This is a genomic window from Achromobacter marplatensis, from assembly GCF_049060505.1.
GTDB classification, from domain to species: Bacteria; Pseudomonadota; Gammaproteobacteria; order Burkholderiales; family Burkholderiaceae_B; genus Achromobacter; species Achromobacter marplatensis_A.
The window spans coordinates 22,336-48,183 of the sequence record NZ_JBMGRB010000007.1 but is presented as its reverse complement, the minus strand read 5'-3'; the positions used below and the strand labels follow the sequence as shown (position 1 = coordinate 48,183).

The following is a 25,848-nucleotide window of genomic DNA, read 5'->3' as shown; positions in this document are numbered from 1 at the left end:
CAAGGAGTAGCCATTGAGACGGTGTGGATGAATTGTTTCAATGGCTTGCCCACCCCCGGAACCTACCGGTACGCCTGGAAGACCTTCGAGCCGCCTTGCTTGTCCACCAGCAGGATGTCGTGCGGGGTTTTGCGCCCGCCGTATTCGGGGCCGTCCATCCCGGGCGATCCCAGCGGCATGCCGGGGGCGGCCAGGCCGGCGGCGTCCGGCTTTTCCAGGAGCAGCCGGCGGACGTCGCTGGCGGGCACGTGCCCCTCGATCGCGTAACCGTCCACGACAGCCGTATGGCAGGACCCGTAATCGGCCATGCCCGCGTTGCGGCGGACGGGGCCGGTGTCTTGCACGTCGTGTGTGGTGACGGCGAAACCGCTGTCGCGCATGTGCTTGACCCAGTCTTCGCAGCAGCCGCAGGTGGGCGTCTTCCAGACCTCGACGCGCGCGGGGGTCTGCGCCGTGGCGAAGACGGGGGCGGCAAGGGCCGCGGCAAGGATCAGCCGGCGCGTGATGCGGGAAATGTTCATGATGCTCCGTGCACGAATAGGGATGGGAGGGCGCGATGCCGCGTCAGAACCAGAACCGCACGCCCGCCATGACGGCGGTCTGGGACCGGCTGGCCCCGGCGTCCGAGGCGTAGCTGGCGGTCTGGCCGAACTTCCGTTCGAAAGAGACGCCGATGTAGGGGGCGAACTCGCGCGTGACCTCATAGCGTAGCCGCAAAGAGATCGACCCGGTTGACAGGCCGGAACCGATGCCGCGTTCGGGGTCGCGCTTGCCGTACAGGCTGGCCTCGATTTCTGGCGTGAAGATCAGGCGCTGCGTCAGCAGCAGATCGTACTCGGCCTTCAGCGCCAGGGCGGTGCGGCCCGACGATCCCACATACGCGGTGGTTTCAAGTTCGATGTTGTAGGGCAGCAGGCCTTCGACGCCGAACGCGGCCCAGTTGCGCTTGGGGCCCGTGCCGATATCGCGGCGCGCGCCCAGTTGCAGGTTCCAGAAGGGCGATACGGCGTGGCTCCAGTAGGCCTCGACCTTGCCATCCGAGCCGCCGCCGCTTTCGCGTTCGCCCTCGCTCTTGATAAGCAGGCGGTCGGTGGCCGTGCCGAACCAGAAGCGGCCGTCCCAGTCCAGCGCGTTTTCGCCGTCGCGGTTGCGCGTGACGCCGAACTTGTCGAACAGCACCTGCCAGGTGGACGCGTTGTCCATCATGTGCGGGTGGATGCCGTAGCTGTCGTAGTCGCGCTCGCCTGCGCCGTCGCTCGTTGGCAGGCTGCCCACCGGGGGCGCATTCGAGGCGGGGGCGCTGCCGTGCCCCATCGCCGCGTGCCCCATTGCCGCATGGTCCATGGCGGCGGGCGCCGGCGCCGGGGTGGACGCCGGGGCGGGCGACATCGCGCCGTGATCCATGCCGGGCATGCTGGAATGGTCCATCGCGGCCGGTTGCGCGTGAACGCCCGATGCGCCCAGGGTCAAGGCCAGGGCGCAGGCGCCCAGCAGATTGCGTTGAGTCGTCATCGCTTACTCCACCACGACCGCTCTGAACATGCCGGCCTCCATGTGATACAGCAGGTGGCAGTGGTAGGCCCAATGTCCACGCGCGTCGGCGCTGACGCGATAGCTCAGCCGCTGCGCCGGGTTGAGGGTGATTGTGTGCTTGCGCACCTGAAATGTCCCCTCGGGCGATTCCAGGTCGCTCCACAGCCCATGCAGATGGATCGGGTGCGTCATCATCGTGTCGTTGACCAGCACGAAACGCACACGTTCGCCGTAGCGCAGCACGATCGGTTTGGCGTCCGAGAACTTCACGCCATTGAACGACCACATGTAGCGTTCCATGTTGCCGGTCAGGTGCAGTTCGATCTCGCGGGAGGGGGCGCGGTTGTCTTCGGGTTCGCGAATGGAATGCAGATCCGCGTATGTCAGCACGCGGCGGCCGTTGTCGCGCAGCCCCACGCCCGGGTCGTCCAGGCGTGTCGACACCACGTCGGGCAGCATGGAATTGCTGACGCCGCGCTCGGTGGGATAGGGGTGCTTGACTTCGACCATGCCGCCTTGCCCGGCGGCAGAGGCGCCGTGGCCGCTGTGATCCATGCCGGCCATGTCGGCCATGCCGCTCATGCCGCCTGAACCACCCATGTCGTGCGCCATGCCCATGTCCATCATGCCCAGCAATTGCACGCGGTCCAGCGCGGGCACGTCGGCCTGCATGCCGGCGCGCGGCGCCAGCGTGGCGCGCGCAAACCCCGAGCGGTCCATTGCCTGCGAAAAGATGGTGTAGGCGCGGTCGTCTTGCGGCTCGACGATCACGTCGTAGGTCTCGGCCACGCCGATGCGGAATTCTTCGACGTCCACGGGCCGCACGTCCTGTCCGTCCGCGGCCACTACCGTCATTTTCAGGCCGGGAATGCGCACGTCGAAGTACGTCATCGCCGATCCGTTGATGAAGCGCAGCCGGATGCGTTCGCCCGGCTTGAACAGCCCGGTCCAGTTGCCCGCGGGCGTCGCGCCATTGGTCAGGTAGGTGTAGGTGGCGCCCGACACGTCGGCCAGGTCCGTCGGCGTCATGCGCATCTGTTCCCACATCAGCCGTTCGGACAACGCCGCGCGCCAGCCGCGTTCCTGCGCGTCGGCGGACAGGCTCTGGACGCTGGGCTGGATGCGGTTGTAGTACTCGGGCATCACCTTCAGTTTGTTGAAGAGCCGCATCGGATCTTCATCCGTCCAGTCCGACAGCAGCACGGTGTAGTCGCGGTCGGATGCGATGGGATCGCGGCGGCGCGGGTCGATGACGATGGCGCCGTACAGGCCGGTCTGTTCCTGAAAGCCCGAATGGCTGTGATACCAGTACGTGCCGCTTTGGCGCACCGCGAAACGGTACGTGAAGGTCTGGCCCGGGTCGATGCCCGGAAAGCTCAGGCCGGGCACGCCGTCCATGTCGGTCGGCAGCAAGATGCCGTGCCAGTGAATGGAGGTTTGTTCGCGCAGCCGGTTGGTGACGTGCAAGGTCACCGTGTCGCCTTCGCGCCAACGCAGCAGGGGGGCGGGCACCTGGCCGTTGACGGTGGTGCCGATGCGCGCGGCGCCGGTGAAGTTCACGGGCGTTTCGCCGATTTCCAGATGGAATTCCGTACCGCGCAATTCGGCGGCAGGCGCGGGCGCGGCCAAGGCGGCGCGCCAGCCGCCCAGCGCGGCCAACGCACCGCCAGCGGCCAGGCCTTGCACGAAGCGGCGGCGGGCAAGAGGGGGAGAGGTGCTCATGGGCGGATGGCGTCGGGCGTTAAAGGACCGACACCGCTCCCTTCATGCCGGCGCTGTAGTGGCCGGGTTCCAGGCAGCCGAAGGACACCGTGCCCGCCTTGTCGAAGCGCCAGACGATCTGGCCCGTCTTGCCGGCCTCCAGCGACACCGCGTTCGCCTCTTCGTGGCGCATGCCGGGGTCTTTCATCATCATGTCGTAGTGCGCCTTCAGGTCCGCATCGGAGCCCAGCACCAGCTCGTGGCGGATCTTTCCCGAATTGCGCACGTTGATGCGCACGGTCTCGCCCGCCTTGACCTCGATGCGGTCAGGCGTAAAGCGCATGGCATCGGTCATGTCGACATCGATGGTGCGGGTGGCGCGGGCAGCATCGCCCGGCTTGCCGATGGAGGTCGAGGCGGCAGGCATGGACATGCCATGGCCGGCGTGTTCGCCAGCGGCCTGTGCGGCGCCGGCGACCAGCAAGGCCAGCGCGGCGGCTTGGGTAAAGCGGATCAAGGTGTCTTTCACGAGAGTCCTCAAGAGGGGGGGGCGTGATGACACTGTAGGAAAGTGGGGGTGACCCGATTCTGTCGTCCGGATTACGGTTTTGTAATGTTGCCGGAAGCGGCTGGCGCTACGGGGCCGCGCAGCGTGATGCCGACCACCGTGCCATGGAGATCCGACACCGCGTCGACATCGCCGCCGTGCATGCGGGCGATGGCGCGCACGATGGCCAGGCCCAGGCCATGGCCTTCGCTGCGCGGGGCGCGCGCCTGCCCCGACCGGAAGAAGCGGTCGAAAATGCGGGGCAGGTCGGCCGGCGGAATCGGGGGGCCGGGGTTGCGCACTTCCACCCTCGCGCCCGACGGCGATGCCGAGCAGCGCAGCACGATGTCGTGCCCGGCGGGCGTGGCCTTGATGGCGTTGGAAATCAGGTTGGCCAAGGCGCGGCGCACCAATCCGGGGTTGGCGGCCACCATGGCGTCGCCCTCGCAGCGCAGGCGCACGCCGTGCTCGTCCAATGTGGCTTCGTAGTATTCCGCCACGCGGCGGGCCTCGGCGGCCAGCGATACCGGGGCCAGGTCGGCGGCCAGTTCGCCGCGGTCCGCGCGGGCCAGGAACAGCATGTCGTTGACCAGCTTTTTCAGGTCTTCCAGCTCTTCCAGATTGGATTCCAGGGCGTCGCGCAGTTCGGCGGCATCGCGCGGCGACGACAGCATTACCTGGGCGCCGTTGATCAATGTGGCCAGCGGCGTGCGCAGTTCATGCGCCACGTCGGCGTTGAAGCCTTCCATCTGCTGGTAGGCCGCCTGCAGCCGCTCCAGCGTGCGGTTGAACGAACGCACCAGTTCGTGGAGTTCGCGGTCGGTGTCTTCCAGCGGCAGGCGCAGCGCCAGGTTGTCGGGCTGGATGCGCGCGGCCTGTTCCGACAGCCGGCGCGTGGGCGCCATGCTGCGGCGCACCGCCCAGGCGGCCAGCACGACCGTCGCGCCCACCCACAGGGCGCAGATCAGCACCAGGGCCGTGCCATAGGCGTACAGGAACTGCGAGCTGGTGCGGGTGCTGACCGCCACGGTCAATTGCGCGCCCGGCAGAATGCGGTCGTTCATGGCGACCCGCAGGCCGCGCATGCGTGCGCCGTCCGCCGTTTGCAGGACGACTTGGTTGCCGTCCGCGGCGTCCAGCGTTTCGGGAAGGGCGCCGCCGTAGACGGCATTGCCTTGCGCGTCCACGATCCAGATGCCCAGCTGGCCCTGGCCCGCGCGCATTTCGTCGAAGGTCGCCGCCAGGTCTTGCAGGCCGCTGGCGCTGTTCTGCATGTCGATCAGGTGATCGATCAGTTCCAGCTTGCCGTTGACCTCGGTGATTTCCTGGCGCTCGACCTCGCGCTTCAGCGCCCAGAACAGCGTGGCCCCGGCCAGGCTGGAGACCAGCAGCGCAATGGCGCCCAGCAGCAGCGTCAGCCGCGCCTGCATCGAGCGCATGCGCGGTGGCTTCATTCGGGGTGAGGCGCCGGACGGGTTTCAAGGCGCGACTCCAACACGTAGCCCATGCCGCGCACGGTGTGCAGCAGTTTGGCGTCGAACGGGTCATCCAGCTTGCTGCGCAGGCGTCGCACCGCCACGTCGATGACGTTGGTGTCGCTGTCGAAATTCATGTCCCAGACCTGTTCGGCCAGCGTGGTGCGCGACAGCACCTGCCCTTGGCGGCGCAGCAACAGCGCCAGCAGGCTGAATTCCTTGGCGGTCAGGTCCAGCCGGCGGCCGCCACGTTGGGCGCGCCGGCGCGCCAGGTCCAGCTCCAGATCGGCCAGCCGCAGCAGCGTGGGTTCCTGGGTGCGCCCGCGGCGCAGCAGCGCCTGCACGCGCGCCAGCAGCTCGGAAAACGCGAAGGGTTTGACCAGGTAGTCGTCGGCGCCGCCTTCCAGGCCGCGCACGCGGTCTTCCACCGCGTCGCGGGCGGTCAGCATCAGGATGGGAGTGTCTTTTTGCGCGCGCACCGAAGCCAGAATGCCGAAGCCGTCCACGCCCGGCAGCATCACGTCCAGCACGATCAGGTCGTAGGCGCCTTCCAGCGCCAGATGCAGACCGTCGACGCCGTCGCGGGCAAGGTCCACGACATGGCTTTGCTCCGACAGCCCTTTCTTCAGGTAGTCGGCAAGTTTGGGTTCGTCTTCGATGACCAGGATGCGCATGGCCCGGAATTTACCATCCGCGCGCGCAGGCGGCACGGATGGTTTCAGCCAGGCACGGCGTTACGCCGGTTCGTCGATGGCGATGCGCTCGGCCGGGAAGCGCAACGCGAAGACGCTGCCCTTGCCCGGTTCGCTGGTGATGAGCAGTTCGGCGTCGTGGCGCATGGCGATGTGCTTGGTAATCGCCAGGCCCAGGCCGGTGCCGCCGACGGCGCGCGAACGGCCGCGGTCCACGCGGTAGAAGCGTTCAGTCAGGCGCGGCAGGTGGCGCGCGGGAATGCCGATGCCGGTGTCTTGCACGCTGTAGCGCGCGCCGCCGTCCGCTTCGCGTTCCCAGCGCACCGTGATCGTGCCGCCGTCCGGCGTGTAGCGCACCGCGTTGGTCAGCAGGTTCGACAGCGCGGAGGTCAGCTCGGTTTCGGCGCCCAGCACGTCCAGCGTGTCGTCGATATGCCATTCCAGCACGTGGCGTCCGCCCGACAGCGCTTCAATCTGCTGGCGCGCCTTCTGCAGCAACGCGCCCATGTTGATGGCGCGCGGGTCGCTGCCTGGCGAAGATTCCAGCGTGGACAAGGTCAGCAGGTCTTCGACAATGGCCTGCATGCGCTGGGCCTGCTCGTGCATCATGTCGATGTACTGCGCGCGCTGTTCTTCGGGCAGCGCGTCGGCCGGCATGTCGCGCAGCGTTTCCAGGAAGCCGGCCAGCACGGTCAGCGGCGTGCGCAGTTCGTGCGAGACGTTGGCCACGAAATCGCGGCGCGTGGTTTCCAGGCGTTCGATCTGGGTGACGTCGCGGGTAATGAGCAGACGCTGATTACTGGCGTAAGCCGTCAGCTGCATCATCATCAGGCGTTCCTGGCCGTTCTGGCCAAGGCGCACCAGGATGGGCTCGGGCCAGGCCGGGCGGTGCGCGTATTCCACGAATTCCGGCGCACGCAGCAGATTCAGCAGGTTATGGCCGCGGTCGGCCGGCAGGCGCAGGCCCAGGTGCTGGCGCGCCATGCGGTTGCACCAGTCGATCTGGAAGTCCGCGTTCAGGGTGACCGCGCCGTCCGGCAAGGCCTGGGCCGCGGCCAGCATGCCTTGCATGGTGTCGCGGGTTTCGGCCAGTTCGCGGGCACGGGCGCGGGTATAGCGGTAGAGGGGGGCGAGGATGTCGTCCCAAGGACCGACGGAAGCAGGAGGAGAAGTGTCCGGGTGGTTGGCCCATTGCGAGACCAGCGTCAGCCTCCAGCTGCGCCAAAGCAGCATGGCGGTCAGCGCGGCCGAAAACACGATCCAGCCCGCCGGGTCTCCTATGAGCCATTGCGCCAGTAGTGAAATCACCGCCCACAGGGCGACCAGGAAAAGTGTGCGCAGCCAGATCATCGTGCGGCAGTTTTACCGCGTCGGGAGCTGGGCCGTAAACCGGTAACCGCTGCCGCGCACCGTTTCCACGTGCGCGTCATGGCCGCTGGGCTCCAGCGCTTTGCGCAGGCGGCGGATGTGGACGTCCACGGTGCGTTCTTCGACGAACACGTGGTCGCCCCAGACCTGATCCAGCAGTTGCGATCGCGAAAACACGCGCTCGGGGTGGGTCATGAAGAAATGCAGCAGGCGGAATTCAGTGGGGCCGATCTGCAGCGACTGGCTATTGCCCGACAGGCGATGCGTCACCGGATCCAGTTTCAGGCCACCCACGTCGATCACGTCGTCGGTCAATTGGGGTGCGCGGCGGCGTAGCACGGCCTTGATGCGGGCCATCAGCTCTTTTGGCGAGAAAGGCTTGGTGATGTAGTCGTCGGCGCCGGCTTCCAGGCCGTCGACCTTATCTTGCTCGGAACCCTTGGCGGTCAGCATGATGACCGGGACGGCGCGGGTGCGCTCGTCGTTGCGCAACTTGCGCGCCATGGCCAGGCCGGACGTGCCGGGCAGCATCCAATCCAGCAGGATCAGGTCGGGGAGTTCGGCGCGGATCAGGGTTTGGGCCTGGTCGGCGTCGAAGGCGCGCAACACTTTGTGCCCCGCGAAAGACAGGTTGACGGCGATCAGTTCCTGGATTGCGGGTTCGTCTTCGACAACGAGGATAGTGCTGGACATGGCGAATTTGGCACACTTCGGAGCGCCGGCGCGGCGCGAACATTGCGATAGTATGGCCGCAATATTTCAGGTATGTGACCGCGAGGCGCCGCCGGGGCAGGTTCACTGGCCGCCGCCCGGTGCCCGATAGGCTACCATTGAACGATATATCGGGAATTTCACCATGCAAAACCCCTCCGAATCGCAACATTCCGCCGACTCCAACCCGCAATCCACGCATTTCGGCTTCCAAACGGTGCCGGAAGGCGAAAAAGCCCGCAAAGTCGCTGAAGTCTTCCATTCTGTCGCCCAGCGTTACGACGTCATGAACGATTTCATGTCCGCCGGCCTGCACCGCGTCTGGAAAGCCTTCACCATCGGCCGCGCCGCCATCCGCCCGGGCATGAAGGTGCTGGACATCGCTGGCGGCACGGGCGATCTGGCCCGCGCCTTCGCCAAGCGCGCCGGCCCCACGGGCGAAGTCTGGCTGACAGACATCAACGATTCCATGCTGCGCGTGGGCCGCGACCGCCTGACCGACGCGGGCCTGCTGCTGCCCACCGCCGTCTGCGACGCCGAGCGCCTGCCGTTCCCCACGGGCTACTTCGACCGCGTCAGCGTGGCCTTCGGCCTGCGCAACATGACCCACAAAGATCGCGCCCTGGCCGAAATGGCCCGCGTGCTCAAGCCGGGCGGCAAGCTGCTGGTGCTGGAGTTTTCGCGGGTGGCCAAGCCGCTGTCGCCCGCCTACGACTGGTATTCGTTCAACGTGCTGCCGTGGCTGGGCAAGAAGATCGCCAACGACGAGGCCAGCTACCGTTACCTGGCGGAATCCATCCGCATGCACCCCGACCAGGAAACCCTGGCCGACATGCTCCGCACCGCCGGCCTGGAACGGGTGCAGTACTTCAACCTGACCGCCGGCATCGCCGCGCTGCACGAGGGCGTGCGCCTGGGCTGAATCCGGCCCTGTCCATAGGATGTTTCGCCACCCCACGGGGAACTTGTGGGCGGGCGTCTTGTCCGTTATTCTTACGTCATTCAGATTACTGTAAGAAAAGTCGCGACTATGGTCCCGCTGTCCGCGGGACTCCCCGCTGCTCGGGGCAGCGGGGGCGCGAGTACGAGGGAGCAAAACTCTATGACCAAATTCTGTTTCTCGCGGTTTGTTGCCGCGGCGCTCATCGCCATCTCCGGCGCGGCGTTGGTGACGGCGTCGTTTGACGCCGAAGCCCGTCGTGCAGGCGGCGGCAGCAGCGTCGGCCGTCAATCCACCAATGTGACCCAGCAACGCCAGGCTACGACGCCGCCGGCCGCCGGCAGCAATACGGCAGGCGCCACCGCCGCCCCGGCAGCCGCCGGCGCAGCCACGGCGGGCGCTGCGGGCGCCGCCGCCAAGAGCGGCGCGTCGCGCTGGCTTGGCCCCATCGCCGGCATCGCCGCTGGCCTGGGCATCGCCGCCTTGCTGTCCAGCATGGGCCTGTCGGGCGCGTTCGCCGAATTCCTCGGCTCCGCGCTGCTGATCGCCGCTGTTGTGTTCGCCGTCATGTTCATCATCCGCCGCCTGCGTGGCGCTGCGCCGCGCACGGCGACGCAAGGCGCGTTCAACGGCGCCAACAACGCGCCGGGCCAGCAACCGCAGCCCACGTGGCGTGAAGCGCTGAAGCCGGCCGCCGCCGCGCCCGCCGCTGCCGCCGCATCCGTGGCGGCCGCGCCCGCCGCGCTGCCCACGGCCGGCGAGGACAACAACTGGTTCGTGCCGGGCGATTTCGATACGCCCAACTTCCTGAAGCAGGCCAAGGAGCAGTTCGTCCGCATCCAGGCCGTCTGGGATAGCGGCAGCACCGATGGTCTGCGCGACTTCCTGACCGATGACCTGATCACCGAGCTCAAGCCGCAACTGGCCGAGCGCGGCGCCGCGCCCAACAAGACCGAAGTGGTCCTGCTGAACGCTGAAATGCTGGGTATCGAAACCGTGTCCGACGGCCATCTGGCCAGCGTGCGCTTCTCCGGCATGCTGCGCGAAGCCCCGGGCACCGAGGCCTTCCGCTTCGAAGAAGTCTGGAACCTGTTCAAGCCGGCAAACGGCGGCTGGCTGCTGGCCGGCATCCAGCAGATCCCGGTGGATCTCGCCAGCTAAGGCTGGCCGACCGGGTCCGAATCCCGCCTCCGTTGCGGATGCCGCAAGGCATCCGCTTGAACCGGCCCTCCAAGGGCCGGTTTTTCCATGTCCTGCCGCAAAACACGCGCCCATCTAACCCGTTACACTCCCGATTTACCCATTAACTTCGGCAACCCCGGCCACCGGGGCCGTTGCAGACCGTCATGCTGCCTTTTTCGTTCCTGCCCACTCCCTCGCGACTGGCTGTAAGCGCGCTCAACGCCCTGTTGCGGCGCGAGGGCTGGGCGCGCGAGCGCCTGGCGCGCCACGCCGGCAAAACCGTGCGTTTCGCGCTGGGGGGCTTCACCCTGGGCCTGACGATCGACAGCGAAGGCTTGGCCGCCCAGGCCGATCCGGCCGTGGTGCCGGACGTAACGCTGACCGTCGCCCCGGAAAAGCTGCCCCTGCCGCGCCTGGGCGCGGACCGCGAGACACCCGATTTCGCCGAGGCGACCCACATTTCGGGGGATGCTGCGCTGGCGCAAGTGGTGGCGGACCTGTCCAAGCAGCTGCGCTGGGACCCGGAAGACGCCCTGGCCCGGGTGGTGGGCGATATCGCCGCGCTGCGCATCGTGGGCGGCGCCCGCGCGGCCACTGACGGCGCACGCACGGCGGGCCGCCGTCTGGCCGAGAACGTGTCTGAATACCTGTCGGAAGAAAGCGGCGTGCTGACAGGCCGCCCGGCGCTTGAGCAGTGGCGCCTGGACCTTGCCGAGCTGAACGCCCGAGCCGATGCGTTGGCGCGTTCTACCGCCGCGCTACAAACCCGTCTGGCGGCCGCCAGCGCAAAGCGGGGCGCCTGATCCATGTTCCCCTTGCTGCGCCTGTTCCGCATCATCCTGGTTTCGCTGCGCTATGGCCTTGACGAGCTGGTGCTCTCCAGCCTGAACCATCCGCTGGCCACCTGCCTGTTACGCGTCATCCGCCTGGGCACCCGGCCGCGCCAACCGCGCGGGCAGCGCCTGCGCCTGGCCCTGGAATCGCTGGGCCCCATTTTCGTGAAGTTCGGGCAGGTGCTTTCCACCCGCCGCGACCTGATCCCCGCCGACATCGCCGACGAACTCGCGCTGCTGCAAGACCGCGTGCCGCCGTTCCCGTCAGCCCAGGCGGCCGCCTGCATCGAAGCCGCCCTGGGCGCCCCGCCCGAAAAACTCTTCGCCCAGTTCGACGTGGATCCCGTGGCGTCGGCCTCGATCGCCCAGGTGCACTTCGCGGTGCTGCACGACGGCCGCGAGGTCGCGGTGAAGGTGCTGCGCCCGGGCATGCTGAGCATTATCGAAAAAGACCTGTCGCTGCTGAAAATCGTGGCGCGCATCATCGAACGCCTGGGCGCCGATGGTCGTCGCCTGAAGCCGCGCGAAGTCGTGGCCGAGTTCGACAAATACCTGCACGACGAGCTGGATCTGGTGCGCGAAGCCTCCAACTGCAGCCAGCTGCGCCGCAACTTCGGCCCTGAATCGGGCCGTGGCGACATGCTGATCGTGCCGGAAGTCATCTGGGAATACACGGCGTCCACGGTGTTCACCATGCAGCGCATGTACGGCATGCCGGTGGGCCAGGTGGAACGCATGCGCGCGGCGGGCATCGACATCCCGACCCTGGCGCGTACCGGCGTCGAGATCTTCTTCACGCAGGTCTTCACCGACGGCTTCTTCCACGCCGACATGCACCCGGGCAACATCTACGTGTCGGACCGCCCCGATACGCTGGGCAGCTACATCGCGCTGGACTTCGGTATCGTCGGCTCGCTGTCCGAGTTCGACAAGAACTATCTGGCGCAGAATTTCCTGGCCTTCTTCCATCGCGACTATCGTCGCGTGGCGCAATTGCACATCGAGTCGGGCTGGGTGCCTGCCGATACGCGCGAAGAAGAGCTGGAGGGCGCCGTGCGCGCCGTTTGCGAACCGTACTTTGACCGGCCGTTGTCCGAGATCTCGCTGGGGCAAGTGCTGCTCCGCCTGTTCCAGACGTCGCGTCGGTTCAATGTAGAGATCCAGCCGCAGCTGGTGCTGTTGCAGAAGACGCTGCTGAACGTCGAGGGATTGGGCCGCCAGCTTGATCCCAATCTGGATCTCTGGAAGACCGCCAAGCCCTATCTGGAACGCTGGATGCGTCAGCGCGTCGGATTCAAGGGGTTGCGCCAAAGCCTGGAAAAGGAAGCCGTGCAGTGGTCCCAGATGCTGCCAGCCTTGCCCAGGCTGGTCCATGACCACCTGAGCCGCCCGAACGTTTCGCCTGCGCTGCTGGCCGAGATGATTCACCTGCGGCGCGCCCAGGAACAAAACAACCGGCTGGTTGCAGCGCTGGTTGGGGTGCTGGCCCTTGCGATCGGGGTCGCAATATGGGCCTTGACCCGATAGGCGGCGCGATGATCTAGACGAACTCTGTCATGTTTCATTCATGAAACGGTCATCATAGCTTCGCGGGAGACGGCGAAAAATAGCGCTGCGGTGGATGAATGCAGCGTCACGCCGAAAGAGACGCGCGCGCCATTCATTAATTTCTATCGCCCCACTAGCGGGACGAATACAAGGGCAGACCATGCTTTATCCTGAACTCTTCAAGACCATGGAAGCCGTGCGCTGGAACATGGCCCACGACATCCCCTGGGGGGATTTCGATCGCAGCAAGCTCTCTGATGAGCAAGCCCACACGATCAAGATGAACGCCATTACCGAATGGGCGGCCTTGCCGGCCACGGAAATGTTCCTGCGCGACAATCGCGGCGACAGTGATTTCTGCGCGTTCATGTCGGTGTGGTTCTTTGAAGAACAGAAGCATTCGCTGGTGCTGATCGAATACCTGCGCCGCTTCCGCCCGGACCTGGTCCCGACCGAGGAAGAACTGCACAACGTGCGCTTCGAATTCGACGCCGCGCCCGAACTTGAAACCCTGATGCTGCACTTCTGCGGCGAGATCCGCCTGAATCACTGGTACCGCCGCGCCGCCGAATGGCACACGGAACCCGTCATCAAGGCCATCTACAAGACCGTTGCGCAAGACGAAGCCCGCCACGCCGGCGCCTACCTGCAGTACATGCGCCGTGCGCTGCATGACCGCGGCCAGGACACGAGCGAACAGGCCCGTCTGGCGTTTTCCAAAATTGGCGTGCTGATGGCGTCCGCTGGCCGCACCCAGCAGGCGCTGCACCCGACCAATCTGCACGTGAACAAGGACCTGTTCCCCAACGACACGGTGCAGTCCCGCCTGCCGGAGCCGGGTTGGCTGGAGCACTGGCTGGATACGCAGATCCGCTTTGACGGCATCTGGGAACAGAAGGTCGCCAGCCGAATCCTGCATATTTTGTCCAAGCTGATGGACCGCAGCTTCGAAACGGTGAAGGACCTGAACCGCTACCGCAAGGAAATGACCGCGCTGGTGGTGCCGAAGGAAAAGAAGATCGTCCTTGCCGGCGCCTGATCGGCAGGCGTTGGCCGGGGCCTGGCCCGGTCCCGCGGCCGCTTTCCCGCGGTAAATGCAAGGCAGATGGGCGGCAGGCAGGCGGATATAATCGCCGCATGCCCGCCGCCCGTTTCGAATCCAAAGTCCTGTCCCGCGACGAATGCGTCGCCGCCGTCGCCGCTGGCCGCCTGCCGCGGCCGCTGGTGTTCACCAACGGCGTCTTCGACATCCTGCACCGCGGGCACGCGACCTATCTTGACCAGGCCGCCCAACTGGGCGCGACGCTGGTGGTGGCGGTGAACACCGACGAATCGGTGCGCCGCCTGGGCAAAGGGTCCGAGCGTCCATTGAACCGCATGGAAGACCGCGCCGCGCTGCTGGCGGCGCTGGGTTTCGTGACCGTGGTGACGTCCTTCCATGAAGACACGCCCGAGGCGCTCATCGGCGAGCTTAAGCCCGACCTGATCGTCAAGGGCGGCGACTACGACATGGAAAAGCTGCCCGAAACCGCGCTGGTCAAGACCTGGGGCGGCCGCGCGGTGGCGATCCCGTTTGAATTCGAACGGTCGACCACCGCATTGGTGAAGAAGATCCAGGGCGCTTGACCGGCGAAGAAGATCCGGGGCGCTTGACCGGCGTGCGGGGAAAAGGAAAAGCGGCCTGCGAGGCCGCTTTTTTCTTTCATGCACGCGCTGCTTGATGGGTTGCGCGCGGTTGGCGCTTATTTATTGTTGAGCGCCTTCTCGCGCTCCACCCATCCTACGAACGCCTCGACCTGCAGGATGGGTGGATCGCCTCGACCTGTAGGATGGGTGGATCGCTTCGACCTGTAGGATGGGTGGAGCGCGAGGAATACGCCAAAAGAATGCTCACGCCCATCGCGCGCAACCCATCAAGCGGCGCCGCTCAGCGGGCGTCCCGCAACAGCCGGTTGATGGCTTCCAGGTCGGTCTCGGCCAGGATGCCGCTGACGGCCTTCAGGCGCAGGCCGGACAGCACGGTGCTGTAGCGCGCCAGCGCCAGGTCGCGTTGGGTCGCGTACAGCTGTTGCTGCGCGTTGAGCACGTCCAGGTTGATGCGCACGCCCACTTCGTAGCCTGTGCGGTTGGCCTCCACGGCGGCGCGGCTGGACTTCTCGCCGGCTTCCAGGGCCTGGATGCGGGCCAGGCCGCTGGTGACGCCGGTGTAGTACTGGCGTGCGGCCTGGACAGCCTGGCGGCGCGTGGTTTCGAAGTCGTGGCGGGCTTTTTGTTCCAACTGCACTTTCTCGGTGACTTGCGACGACACGCCGCCACCCGCGTACAGGGGAATGGACAGGACCACGCCGATCGTGTTGTCGATCGGCTTGCCGGGCGCCGCGTTGCGCATGATGGCGTCGCTGGCGCTGCCGCTGGTGGCACGCAGATTCAAGGTGGGGTAATGGCCGCTCTTGGCGATCTGGATCTCGCGGCCGGCGATGCGGGTCAGAAGCTGCGCGCGCAGCACTTCCAAGCTGGAGGATTCCGCTTGCGTGCTCCAGTCATTCATGCGGGCGGGCTGTGGGGACGGTAGCCGCACACCGTAGGGCAGTTCGGCCAGGGCGCCAGGCTGCGTGCCGATGATCTTGGCCAGCTCGTCGCGGCGCACGTCCAAATCGTTCTGCAGGCGCAGTTCCTGCGCCACCACCAGGTCGTAGCGCGCCTGCGCCTCGTAGGTGTCGGTGACGGTGGCGTTGCCCAGTTCGAAGTTGCGCTTGGCGGACTCCAGTTGCCCGGCCACAGCGGCCTTTTCAGCCTCGGTGGCGGTCAGCGTGTCCTGCGCGTAGAGCACGTTGAAATAGGCGTCGGCCACGCGCAGCAGCAGGTCTTGATAGGCCTGCTGAAGCTGCACTTCGACGTCGGCGACGATCAGCTTGGATTGTTCGTAGTTTTGCCAGCGGCCCCAATCGAACAGGGGCTGGGTCAGCGCCAGGTCCCAGACGCCGCGTCCGCCGCTGTACGACACGCCCAGGCCACGGGTGCTGCGCGTTTCCTGGTAGGCCCCGCCGGCTTCGGCGGAAATCAGGGGCAGCAGCAGAGAACGGGCCTGGGGTTCTTTTTCCAGGCCGGCACGGTAGCTGGCGCGGGCGGCGGCGTAGGAGGGGTCATTGCCCAGCGCGGCCTGCCAGACCTGGATCAGGTTTTGCGCGAATGCGGGCAGCGGACCGACGCTTGCGGCAGAGGTAAAAACCAGTAAAGCCGTAAGCAATCGGACGCGCATGATTTTCAACGATACGCCGGGCTGCCCTGGCAGGCGCGCGCCCCGTCAGGGGGCAGGCGCCAGGCGGCAAGGTGGGGGATTAGAACTTGAACTGGGACACCGTGGCGCCACGCAGCGGCTTGATGACCGTTTCGAACAGGTTCACTGTTTCGAAGCTGGCCGCGGTGGTGCGCGTGATGCGACAGGCCGTCATGACGGGGGCCTGGCCCACGATCACGACCAGGCGGCCACCGACGCGCAACTGGTACTTCAGCGCGTCCGGCACGACCGGCACGGAACCCGTTACCAGGATGGCGTCGTATTCGGTGGAGCCCCAGCCGTTGCGGGCGTCGCCGGTTTCGACCTTGACGTTGGTAACGTTGTTCATCTGCAGGTTTTGCTGCGCGAAGGTCACCAGGCGGCTGTCGATTTCAACCGAGGTGACCTGTTGGGCCAGATAGCCCAGCAGCGCGGCCTGGTAGCCGGAGCCCGTGCCGATTTCCAGCACGCAGTCGGCCTTGGTCAGCTGCAGTTCTTGCGCCAGGCGGGCTTCGACCTTGGGGGCGAGCATGGTCTGGCGGGTATTGACCGCGTTGATTTCCAGCGGCAATTCCAGGTCGGAAAACGCCAGGGCGCGCAGGGCCGGCGGAACGAACTGTTCGCGGCGCACATCGAACAGCGCTTGCAGCACGTTGGCGTCCAGGACGTCCCACGGGCGGATCTGCTGTTCCACCATATTGAAGCGGGCTTGTTCTACGTCGGGCAGGGTCGAAGCGTTCATGACGGTCAGGAAAAAACAGAGGAATCAGCCGGCCATTGTACCGATTCGTAGCGTCCTGTGACGGCGGGCCCGATCGGCAAATGTTTCAGCCGGGCGTTTCCGCCGGAATCCGGGCCAGCCCCGGACTTTCCATCAGCCCCGGAAACGGCAGCGGCGCTCCGGGGAGCGCCGCTGGAACCTGCCAGGAAGCAAGGCTGCCAGGCAATCACCACCAGGCGTGGAAGTGGTGTACCGGGCCGTGGCCGGAACCCACCGACAGCCGTTCCGCGTGGCGGATGGCTTCGGTCAGGTAGGCCTTGGCGCGCCGGGCGGCTTCGGGAACGTCCCCGGTTTGCGGCAGTAGCGCGGCCAGCGCCGCCGACAACGTGCAGCCGGTGCCATGGGTATTGGCGGTTTCGATGCGGTAGCCGGGCAGCTCGATCATGCGGTCGCCGTCGTGCAGCAAATCGATGGTCTCGTTGCCGGGCAGGTGGCCGCCCTTTACCAGCACCCAGCGTTCGCCGGAATGCGCCAGCTTGTTGCGCAGGCGCTCGGCCACGCGGCGCATTTCCTTGACGGTTTCCACCGGCCGTTCTTCCAGCAGCACGCCGGCTTCGGGCAGGTTGGGCGTCAACAGGGTGGCCTGGGGCAGCATGGCTTCGCGCATGGCGCCCACGGCTTCCTTTTCAAGCAGCAGGTCGCCGCTCTTGGCCACCATGACGGGGTCCAGCACCACGTGCGCTGGCGCCCATTTGGCCAACTTTTCAGCCACGACCTCGATCACTTGGCGCTGGCCCAGCATGCCGATCTTGACGGCGTCGATGCGCACATCGGTGAACAGCGTGTCGATCTGCAGGCCCACGAAGGCGGGCGGCACGGGCGAAATACCGGTGACGCCCTGCGTGTTCTGCGCGGTCAGTGCGGCGATGACCGCGCAGCCATAGGCGCCCAGCGCGCTCATGGCCTTGATGTCGGCCAGCGTGCCGGCGCCGCCGGACGGGTCGACGCCGGCGATGGTCAGCGCATGTGGAATGGGACGCACGTTGCCGTCCTGCGGGCGGGAACTCATTTCGCTGAACCGGGGCCGGCGGTAATCAAGCCTTCGGTCGGCGAGCTGGGCGCGCCGCTGTACAGCTTTTTGGGCATGCGGCCGGCCAGGAAGGCCTCACGCCCGGCTTCGACGCCCTTCTTCATGGCGCTGGCCATCAGGATCGGGTCGCGCGCGGCGGCGATGGCGGTGTTCATCAGGACGGCGTCGCAGCCCAATTCCATGGCGATGGCGGCGTCGGATGCCGTGCCCACGCCGGCATCGACCACGACCGGCACGCGGGCCTGGTCGATGATCAGCCGGAGGTTCCACGGGTTCAGGATGCCCATGCCCGAGCCGATCAGCGAGGCCAGCGGCATGACGGCCACGGCGCCCATGTCTTCCAGCATGCGGCACTGGATGGGATCGTCGGTGCAATAGACCATGACCTTGAAACCTTCGTCGACCAGCGTCTTGGTGGCCTTGAGCGTTTCGGGCATGTTGGGGAACAGGGTGTGCGGGTCGCCCAGCACTTCCAGCTTGACCAGGTCGTGGCCGTCCAGCAGTTCGCGCGCCAGGCGCAAGGTGCGGACCGCGTCGTCGGCGCTGTAGCAGCCGGCGGTGTTGGGCAACAGCGTGAATTTCGACGGCGGAACGTAGTCCAGCAGGTTCGGTTCGCCCGCGTTCTGGCCGATGTTGGTGCGGCGGATGGCGACCGTGACGATCTCGGTGCCGCTGGCGTCCAGCGCCGCGCGGGTCTCTTCGAAGTCCTTGTACTTGCCGGTGCCGACGAGCAGGCGCGACGAGTAGGCGCGTCCGGCGATGGTGAGGGTGTCTTGTGTGGTCATGGCGGTGTTCAAAGGGCGGGGGCGCAAGAGCGGAGCCCGCGGGAGGCTGACTGACGGTTGTTAAGCGAATGATAAAGCACGCCGCCGCGCGGCAGGCGTGTGCAATGAAATGCCGCGTTCCACTATTTGCGGATCGTGCTGCATGGCGGGCGGGTCAGCGCAATCGGTCCAGGTCGGCGCAGATGGCTTCGGCGGCGTCGATCAGGCGCGGCCCCGGGCGGTACAGGGCGTCGGCATCGATGCCGTAGACATGCCCGGCGCGGGCGGCCGGCAGCCCAAGCGTCTGCCACGCGGCCAGGTTGTGCTGCGTGTCCGCCGGCCGCGCGACGCCCGCCAGCACCGCTTCGGGGCGGGCGGCCAGTACGCTTTCCAGCGTGACTTGCGGGGCGACGATGGGCGCTTGCCCGAAGACGTTCACGCCGCCGCAGACGCGTAGCGCGTCGCTGACGATGCTGCTGTCGTTCAGGGTGTAGATGGGGTCCAGCCCGGCCTGGACGAAGACGCGCACGGGGCGGCGGCCGGCGTAGCGCGCGGTCAGGGCGGCCAGGCGGTCGCGCAACCGGGTGGCGGCGGGCCGCGCCTGCGCCTCGGTGCCGAACAGCATGCCCATGCGCTCAACGGCGTCGGGAATGGCGGCAAGCGTCAAGGGGTCGCTGTAGAAGACGGGCACGCCCAGCTTGTCCATGACACGCGTCAGCGGTTCGGCCGCGGCGGGCTGCCAGCCGATCAGCAGGTCGGGGCGCACGGCGGCCACGCGTTCGGCGTCTGGCTGGGTGCCGTCGCCGATGATGGGCAATTGCCGGGCGGCGGCAGGGAAATCGCTGCCGCGGATGGTGGCAATGAGGTGGTCGCCGGCGCCGGCGGCATAGACGAGTTCGGTGGCGTGGGGCGCCAGGGTGACGGCGCGGCGTGCGGGCGCGGCCAGCAAGACCGTGCGGCCCTTGTCGTCTTGCACCTGAATGGGGGCGCCGGCGGGATTGTCGGCCGGACTATCGGCCCGGTCGCTCGCGGCGGCCGGGAAAGCGGCCAGCATCGCGCCCAGGGCCAGGAACAGCCCGGGAGCGATGCGTGGAAAGGCGCGTGCGAGGATCATGCAGGGGCCGATAAGGGCAGCAAAGTACGCCGACTATATCGGATGTCCGCGATCAATAGCGCAGCGTGAGCGACGCGTAGAAGTTGCGGCCCGGCGCCGGGTACAGGTTGTAGTTGGCGACGGGGCCCAGCATCTGGAACGACGCATCGCCGCCGCGGATGCCGTAGGTGGCGTACTGGCGGTCGAAGATGTTGTTCACGCCGATGGCGCCTTCGATGTTGCGCGTGAACTTATAGGCCAGCTTCGTGTTGAACAGCACGTAGGCGTCCAGTTCCTTGTCGAACTGGTTGGCCTGGTCGTTGTCCATGCGCGACTTGCCCACGTACTGCGCCGACACGTTCCACAGGAAGGCGTCGGTGGGGCGCCAGGTGACGCCGGCATTCGCCAGCCATTTCGGGGCCAACGGCACGGTCTTGCCGGCCAGGTCCACGCCCGCGTAGGTGCCCGAGCGGAATTGCGCTTCCATCCAGGTCACGTTCGCATCCAGCGTTACGCTGCTGGAAATGGCGGTGCGGCCTTCCAGTTCGATGCCTTGGCGGCGGGTCGGATCCAGGTTGGTGTTGGCGCCGGTGCCCGGGCCCCACATGCCGTCGGCCAGCGGGTTGTACTGGATCTCGTTGGTCAGGTCATAGCGGAAGTACGACAGGCGCGCGCTGCTTGCGGCCGATTGCCACGTCACGCCGATTTCCTTGTCGGTGGACGTCTGCGGGGCCAGCGGCTGTTGCACCGACAGCAGTTCGTCGGCGTTGGGCAGACGGAAGCTGCGGCCGACCTTGCCGTACAGGCCGAAGCCGGCGGCCAGGTCCTGGCGCACGCCCAGTTGCCAGGCGGTCAGGTGGTTGCCGCGATCGGACGCGGTGCCCGAACCGCTCAGGACTTCCAGGTCGTCGGACGCATACTGGCGGCGCACGCCGGCCGTCACATAGGTGCTGTCGGTGGCGCGGATCTGGCCTTCGGCGAAGAGACCGTACTGGTGTTGGCGCGACTGCCACTTTGACGGTTCGAAGTCGTAGTAGGCGTTCTGGTTCGCGGTGGTCTTGGATTCTTGCGCGTCGGCGCCAAAGACGATGCTGTGGCCGCCGTTGATCGGCAGGCGGTAGCGCACGCTGGCGATGTTCTCTTCCAGCTTCTGGTCGCGCAGGGTGTCGCCAAAACCGTCGTATGACAGGCCGTTCAGCTTTTTCTCGCGGGTCGACAGGTCGGCGTACAGCGTGCCGGCGCCAATCGCCTGTTCGACTTGCAGGCCGAAGGTGGTGGTCGTGGTCTTGACGTAGTCGACGTCGTTCTTCGAACCGCGCGGGTCGTCCTGGAATTCGTTCACGCCGGTCGACGGGCTGATCAGGCGCGGGCCGGGCAGTTCCAGCTTTTGCGTGGTGGTGCGGCCGTACAGACGGATCGAGCCATCGCTATGGCGCAGGGTGATGCCGCCGCCGCCACCTTCGCGGCGCTCGCCGCTGTGGTCGCGGTAGCCGTCCGAATGCAGCGACTGCATGTAGGCGTCAACGCCGACCTTCTCGTTGTTCATCGCAACGGCGGCGTCGTACTGGCGCAGGCCGTAGCTGCCGAAGGTGGCGGTGGCGCGGGCGGTCACCGGTTCCTTCGAGAAATCCGACCGGGTGATGATGTTGATCACGCCGCCGGTCGTGCCGCCGCCGTATTGAACGGAGCCGCTGCCGCGCACGATTTCAACGCGTTCCACCTGGTCCAGCGGCACCACGCCCAGGCTGGGAGCCGACAGGTCGTTGGTGTTTTGCTTCACGCCGTCGATCAGGATCAGCGTGTTGCTGGCGCCGGTGATGCCGAAGCCGCGCAGGTCGACAATCGCGTTGTCGCTGGAGCTGCTGGTGTTGATCAGATTGATGCCGGCTTGCGTCGACAACAGGTCTTGCATGGTGCGGGCGCTGCTGGCGGCGATGTCTTCGGCGGTGATGACCGAAATGGACACCGGCAGGGTGCGGCCGTCCGTCGGCACGCGCTGGGCGGTAACGGTAACCGTATCGAGTTCGGGGGTGACGGGGGCGGTTTGCTGGGCGGCGGCGATGGCCGGAGCGGAACAGAGCAGGGCGCCGGCGTAACGCCGGATGGAGCGGGCTTTCATCTACGTAACCTCGATGCGACCCGCGACCCCGCAGGCCAATCACGATGGGGAGGACGCCCAGGCCGCAGCCGGCCGGTCGGGCCTGGCGGCGACGCATGGACTTCCTGACGAGCGAACTGGCCGGTATCGGGCTGCCATGCGCGCAAAAACGCGCATGGGGACCGTTGCGGGGGCAGCACAGGCTGGATGGCGGGGGGCTTGCCGGGGCGCTTCGTGGGCGCCGAGGCGGCCCGGGCGGCCGTCTTCCTGTTTCCCGTTTACCTTTCGCGCGCGGCTGGCAAGTGTTGCGTTCTTGCAAGCCCGTTGCGCCGAAAGCACCGGTTCGGGGCCGAAACTGTATCACCCGAGGGCGCGAGAGAGCCCGTTTTGTTACGATCAGGACTTGTTTTTTCAGCGGTTTTTGCTTTTTAGCCACAGCTTCGCCGCTGAAGCCAACCCATTGCCGGACTTGCCCGTGTCGTATCCCCGCCTGCCATACCCGCCCGAAGCCTATACCCAAGGTGGTGATTTTGCCCGCCTGCTGGGCCAGCGCATCCTGATCCTGGACGGTGCCATGGGCACCATGATCCAGCGCTACAAGCTGGGCGAAGCGGACTTCCGCGGCGAGCGTTTCGCTGATCACGGCAAGGACGTGAAGGGCAACAACGAACTGCTGTCGCTGGTGCGGCCCGACGTGATCTCGGAGATCCACCGGCAGTACCTGGAAGCCGGCGCGGACGTCATCGAGACCAACACCTTCGGCGCCACCACCATCGCGCAGGGCGACTACGACCTGCCCGAACTGGCCTACGAACTGAACCTGGCGTCCGCCCGGTTGGCGCGCGAAGCCTGTGATGCCTTCAGCACGCCCGACAAGCCCCGCTTCGTGGCAGGCGCCCTGGGCCCGCAACCCAAGACCGCGTCGATCTCGCCTGATGTGAACGACCCGGGCGCGCGCAACGTCACGTTCGACGAATTGCGCGTGGCCTATATCGAACAGTTGAACGGCCTTTTGGACGGCGGCATCGACATCGTCCTGATCGAAACCATCTTCGACACGCTGAACGCCAAGGCCGCCATCTTCGCGACCGAGGAAGTGTTCGAGGCGCGCGGCATCCGCCTGCCCGTGATGATTTCGGGTACCGTCACGGACGCCTCTGGCCGCATCTTGTCCGGCCAGACCGTAGAGGCTTTCTGGAATTCGGTGCGCCACGCGCGCCCGGTCACCATCGGCCTGAACTGCGCGCTGGGCGCGGCGTTGATGCGCCCCTACGTGGCCGAACTGTCCAAGATCTGCGATACCTACGTCTGCGTCTATCCCAACGCGGGCCTGCCGAATCCCATGGCAGAAACGGGGTTCGACGAAACACCCGCCGACACGTCCGCGCTGTTGGAAGAATTCGCCCGCGCCGGGCTGGTCAACATGTCGGGCGGCTGTTGCGGCACCACGCCGGACCACATCCGCGCCATCGCGGACAAGGTTACTGCGCTGACGCCGCGCGTCGTGCCCGACATTCCGGTCAAGACCCGCCTGTCGGGCCTGGAACCCTTGAACATCGACGAAGACACGCTGTACGTCAACGTGGGCGAACGCACCAACGTGACGGGCAGCAAGATGTTCGCCCGCCTGATCCGCGAAGAGAAGTACGACGAGGCGCTGGCCGTGGCCCGCCAGCAGGTCGAGAACGGCGCGCAGATCATCGACATCAACATGGATGAAGCCATGCTGGATTCGGTGGCCTGCATGCACCGCTTCCTGAACCTGATCGCGTCCGAACCCGATATCGCCCGCGTGCCGGTCATGATCGACAGCTCGAAGTGGGAAGTCATCGAGACCGGCCTGAAATGCGTGCAGGGCAAGCCGGTGGTGAACTCCATTTCCATGAAGGAAGGGATCGAGCCGTTCCGCCATCATGCGCGCTTGTGCCGCCGCTACGGCGCCGCCGTGGTCGTGATGGCGTTCGACGAATTGGGCCAGGCCGACACGTTGGAACGCCGCAAGGAAATCTGCGCGCGCGCCTACAAGATCCTGGTCGAGGAAGAGGGCTTCCCGCCGGAAGACATCATTTTCGATCCGAACGTCTTCGCGGTCGCCACCGGCATCGACGAGCACAACCACTACGCCGTGGACTTCATCGAAGGCACGCGCTGGATCCGCGACAACCTGCCCTACGCCCGCATCTCGGGCGGCGTGTCCAACGTCAGCTTTTCGTTCCGCGGCAATGAGCCGATGCGCGAAGCCATCCACACCGTGTTCCTGTATTACGCGGTGAAGGAAGGCATGACCATGGGCATCGTCAACGCCGGGCAGCTGGGCGTGTACGCCGATTTGGACCCGAAGCTGCGCGACCTGGTCGAAGACGTGGTGCTGGACCGGCCGGAGCCGGTGGGCAAGACCGACCCCGACGACGAGCGCACGCCTACCGAACGCCTGGTGCAGTTCGCCGACACGGTGAAGGGCTCGGGCACCAAGCGCGAAGAAGACCTGGCCTGGCGCAATGCCGACGTGGAAAAGCGCCTGTCGCATGCGCTGGTGCACGGCATCACGACGTTCATCGTGGAAGACACGGAAGAAGTGCGCCAGAAGATCTTCGACCGCGGCGGCCGCCCGATCGAGGTGATCGAAGGCCCGCTGATGGACGGCATGAACGTCGTGGGCGACCTGTTCGGCGAAGGCAAAATGTTCCTGCCGCAGGTGGTGAAGTCGGCCCGCGTCATGAAGCAGGCCGTGGCCCACCTGATCCCCTTCATCGAAGAGGAAAAGCGCCAGATCGCCGCCGCGGGCGGCGACGTCCGCGCCAAGGGCAAGATCGTCATCGCCACCGTCAAGGGCGATGTGCACGACATCGGCAAGAACATCGTGTCGGTGGTCTTGCAGTGCAATAACTTCGAAGTCGTGAACATGGGCGTGATGGTGCCCTGCGCGCAGATCCTGGAAAAGGCCAAGGAAGAAAACGCCGACATCGTCGGGTTGTCTGGCCTGATCACGCCGAGCCTGGAAGAAATGGCGTATGTGGCCAGCGAAATGCAGCGCGACGATTATTTCCGCAGCCGCAAGCTGCCGCTGATGATCGGGGGCGCCACGACCAGCCGCGTGCATACGGCCGTGAAGATCGCGCCCAATTACGAAGGGCCGGTTATCTACGTGCCGGACGCCAGCCGCTCGGTGGGCGTCGCGACCAACTTGATGTCGGACCAGTCGGAAACGTATCTGGCGGAGCTGGCCCAGGAATACGAGGAAGTGCGCCGCCGCCACGCCAACCGCAAGGCCACGCCGATCCTGCCGCTGGCGGACGCGCGCGCCTCGCGTCCGGCGATTGATTGGGACAACTACACCCCGCCGCGCCCGAAGTTCATTGGCCGTCGCACGTTCAAAAGCTACGACCTGGCCGAGATCGTGAAGTACGTGGACTGGGGTCCGTTCTTCCAGACGTGGAGCCTGTTCGGTCCGTTCCCCGCCATTCTTGACGACAAGGTGGTGGGCGAACAGGCGCGCAAGGTCTACGCCGACGGCCTGGCCATGATGAAGCGCATTGTTGAAGGCCGCTGGCTGACCGCCAACGGCGTGGTGGGGTTCTACCCGGCCAACCGCGTCAACGACGAAGACATCGAGATCTACAAAGACGAGACGCGCAGCGAAGTGCTGTTCACGTACCGCAACCTGCGTCAGCAGGGCGCCAAGCGCGAAGGCGTCAGCAACAAGTCGCTGGCCGACTTTATTGCGCCCAAGTCGTCCGGCAAGCTGGATTACATCGGCATGTTCGCCGTCACGGCGGGTATCGGCATCGAGAAAAAGGAAGCCGAATTCGAGCGCGCGCTGGACGACTATTCCAGCATCATGCTGAAGTCGCTGGCCGATCGCCTGGCCGAAGGTTTCGCCGAATGCCTGCATGCCCGCGTGCGCCAGGACTTGTGGGGCTATGCGCCCGACGAAGCCCTGTCCAACGAGGACATGATCGCCGAGAAATACGTGGGCATCCGCCCTGCGCCTGGCTATCCGGCCTGCCCGGAACACGTGGTCAAGTCCGATATGTTCCGCGTGCTGGACGGCGGCGACATCGGCATGATGCTGACCGACAGCTACGCCATGTACCCGGCTTCCAGCGTGTCGGGCTTCTACTTCAGCCACCCGGAGTCGCAGTACTTCAACGTGGGCGTGATCGGCGAGGACCAGCTGGAAGACTACGCCAAGCGTAGCGGACGGACCGTTGAGGACCTGAAGCGGACGCTGGCGCCGAACCTGGGGTGAGCGCCCACCGGCGCAAACAAAAAACC

At 66.2% G+C, this 25,848-nt stretch carries 21 protein-coding genes; 7 read left to right on the top strand and 14 right to left on the bottom strand.

What is annotated here, in order from left to right; genetic code table 11:
- Positions 1 to 62 precede the first annotated feature (62 nt).
- From ACI0FO_RS17990 to phoB, 8 genes are all read right to left on the bottom strand, one after another.
- A complete protein-coding gene (locus tag ACI0FO_RS17990; protein ID WP_416028777.1) occupies positions 63 to 521 on the bottom strand; it encodes a DUF411 domain-containing protein in 459 nt (152 codons plus the stop codon).
- Between the two features lie 43 nt (positions 522 to 564).
- The gene (locus ACI0FO_RS17985; RefSeq protein ID WP_416028771.1) at positions 565 to 1,512 is read right to left on the bottom strand and encodes a copper resistance protein B; all 948 of its coding nucleotides are present in this window, start codon (positions 1,510 to 1,512) and stop codon (positions 565 to 567) included.
- Positions 1,513 to 1,515: 3 nt separating this feature from the next.
- A complete protein-coding gene (locus ACI0FO_RS17980) occupies positions 1,516 to 3,255 on the bottom strand; it encodes a copper resistance system multicopper oxidase (protein WP_416028769.1) in 1,740 nt (579 codons plus the stop codon).
- A gap of 19 nt (positions 3,256 to 3,274) precedes the next feature.
- Positions 3,275 to 3,763: a cupredoxin domain-containing protein gene (locus ACI0FO_RS17975; RefSeq protein WP_416028767.1), complete on the bottom strand. Its 489-nt coding sequence runs from the start codon at positions 3,761 to 3,763 to the stop codon at positions 3,275 to 3,277.
- A 71-nt stretch (positions 3,764 to 3,834) separates the two neighbouring features.
- A complete protein-coding gene (locus ACI0FO_RS17970) occupies positions 3,835 to 5,235 on the bottom strand; it encodes a heavy metal sensor histidine kinase (RefSeq protein ID WP_416028765.1) in 1,401 nt (466 codons plus the stop codon).
- Complete coding sequence (locus ACI0FO_RS17965) at positions 5,232 to 5,930, bottom strand: heavy metal response regulator transcription factor (RefSeq protein WP_416028763.1); 699 nt, start codon at positions 5,928 to 5,930, stop codon at positions 5,232 to 5,234. Before ACI0FO_RS17965 ends, ACI0FO_RS17970 begins: the two co-directional genes overlap by 4 nt.
- A 60-nt stretch (positions 5,931 to 5,990) precedes the next feature.
- Complete coding sequence (gene phoR, locus ACI0FO_RS17960; protein ID WP_416028761.1) at positions 5,991 to 7,298, bottom strand: phosphate regulon sensor histidine kinase PhoR; 1,308 nt, start codon at positions 7,296 to 7,298, stop codon at positions 5,991 to 5,993.
- 12 nt (positions 7,299 to 7,310) lie between these two features.
- The gene (gene phoB, locus ACI0FO_RS17955) at positions 7,311 to 8,009 is read right to left on the bottom strand and encodes a phosphate regulon transcriptional regulator PhoB (protein WP_006227196.1); all 699 of its coding nucleotides are present in this window, start codon (positions 8,007 to 8,009) and stop codon (positions 7,311 to 7,313) included.
- A gap of 163 nt (positions 8,010 to 8,172) precedes the next feature.
- Here phoB and ubiE point away from each other — a divergent pair, with 163 nt between their 5' ends.
- The 6 genes from ubiE (at position 8,173) to ACI0FO_RS17925 (ending at position 14,156) form a co-directional block, all read left to right on the top strand.
- Positions 8,173 to 8,949, top strand: coding sequence for a bifunctional demethylmenaquinone methyltransferase/2-methoxy-6-polyprenyl-1,4-benzoquinol methylase UbiE (gene ubiE / locus ACI0FO_RS17950; protein WP_105559471.1), 777 nt, complete (start codon positions 8,173 to 8,175; stop codon positions 8,947 to 8,949).
- A 180-nt stretch (positions 8,950 to 9,129) separates the two neighbouring features.
- Complete coding sequence (locus ACI0FO_RS17945; RefSeq protein ID WP_416028758.1) at positions 9,130 to 10,128, top strand: Tim44 domain-containing protein; 999 nt, start codon at positions 9,130 to 9,132, stop codon at positions 10,126 to 10,128.
- Between the two features lie 185 nt (positions 10,129 to 10,313).
- On the top strand, positions 10,314 to 10,952 hold the full coding sequence (locus ACI0FO_RS17940; RefSeq protein WP_416028756.1) for a ubiquinone biosynthesis accessory factor UbiJ: 639 nt from the start codon (positions 10,314 to 10,316) through the stop codon (positions 10,950 to 10,952).
- A gap of 3 nt (positions 10,953 to 10,955) precedes the next feature.
- The gene (gene ubiB / locus ACI0FO_RS17935; protein ID WP_105559468.1) at positions 10,956 to 12,509 is read left to right on the top strand and encodes a ubiquinone biosynthesis regulatory protein kinase UbiB; all 1,554 of its coding nucleotides are present in this window, start codon (positions 10,956 to 10,958) and stop codon (positions 12,507 to 12,509) included.
- Between the two features lie 181 nt (positions 12,510 to 12,690).
- The gene (locus tag ACI0FO_RS17930) at positions 12,691 to 13,569 is read left to right on the top strand and encodes a ferritin-like domain-containing protein (protein ID WP_169273769.1); all 879 of its coding nucleotides are present in this window, start codon (positions 12,691 to 12,693) and stop codon (positions 13,567 to 13,569) included.
- Between the two features lie 98 nt (positions 13,570 to 13,667).
- Positions 13,668 to 14,156: an adenylyltransferase/cytidyltransferase family protein gene (locus ACI0FO_RS17925; RefSeq protein ID WP_416028753.1), complete on the top strand. Its 489-nt coding sequence runs from the start codon at positions 13,668 to 13,670 to the stop codon at positions 14,154 to 14,156.
- A gap of 301 nt (positions 14,157 to 14,457) precedes the next feature.
- On the opposite strand, the gene ACI0FO_RS17920 is transcribed toward ACI0FO_RS17925, so the two are convergent.
- The 6 genes from ACI0FO_RS17920 to ACI0FO_RS17895 form a co-directional block, all read right to left on the bottom strand.
- Positions 14,458 to 15,789 carry a TolC family outer membrane protein gene (locus tag ACI0FO_RS17920; RefSeq protein ID WP_416028751.1) on the bottom strand — a complete coding sequence of 444 codons (1,332 nt, stop codon included), beginning with the start codon at positions 15,787 to 15,789 and terminating at the stop codon, positions 14,458 to 14,460.
- 79 nt (positions 15,790 to 15,868) lie between these two features.
- Positions 15,869 to 16,549, bottom strand: coding sequence for a protein-L-isoaspartate O-methyltransferase family protein (locus ACI0FO_RS17915; RefSeq protein WP_105559465.1), 681 nt, complete (start codon positions 16,547 to 16,549; stop codon positions 15,869 to 15,871).
- 205 nt (positions 16,550 to 16,754) lie between these two features.
- A complete protein-coding gene (gene thiD / locus ACI0FO_RS17910) occupies positions 16,755 to 17,597 on the bottom strand; it encodes a bifunctional hydroxymethylpyrimidine kinase/phosphomethylpyrimidine kinase (RefSeq protein ID WP_416028748.1) in 843 nt (280 codons plus the stop codon).
- On the bottom strand, positions 17,594 to 18,403 hold the full coding sequence (locus tag ACI0FO_RS17905; RefSeq protein WP_416028746.1) for a thiazole synthase: 810 nt from the start codon (positions 18,401 to 18,403) through the stop codon (positions 17,594 to 17,596). Before ACI0FO_RS17905 ends, thiD begins: the two co-directional genes overlap by 4 nt.
- A gap of 154 nt (positions 18,404 to 18,557) precedes the next feature.
- On the bottom strand, positions 18,558 to 19,496 hold the full coding sequence (locus ACI0FO_RS17900) for a cobalamin-binding protein (protein ID WP_416028744.1): 939 nt from the start codon (positions 19,494 to 19,496) through the stop codon (positions 18,558 to 18,560).
- Between the two features lie 52 nt (positions 19,497 to 19,548).
- Complete coding sequence (locus ACI0FO_RS17895; protein WP_416028742.1) at positions 19,549 to 21,594, bottom strand: TonB-dependent receptor; 2,046 nt, start codon at positions 21,592 to 21,594, stop codon at positions 19,549 to 19,551.
- A gap of 454 nt (positions 21,595 to 22,048) precedes the next feature.
- On the opposite strand from ACI0FO_RS17895, the gene metH reads away from it, so the two are divergent.
- Entirely contained in the window at positions 22,049 to 25,822 is a 3,774-nt protein-coding gene (gene metH, locus ACI0FO_RS17890) for a methionine synthase (RefSeq protein ID WP_416029273.1), read from the top strand.
- Positions 25,823 to 25,848 lie beyond the last annotated feature (26 nt).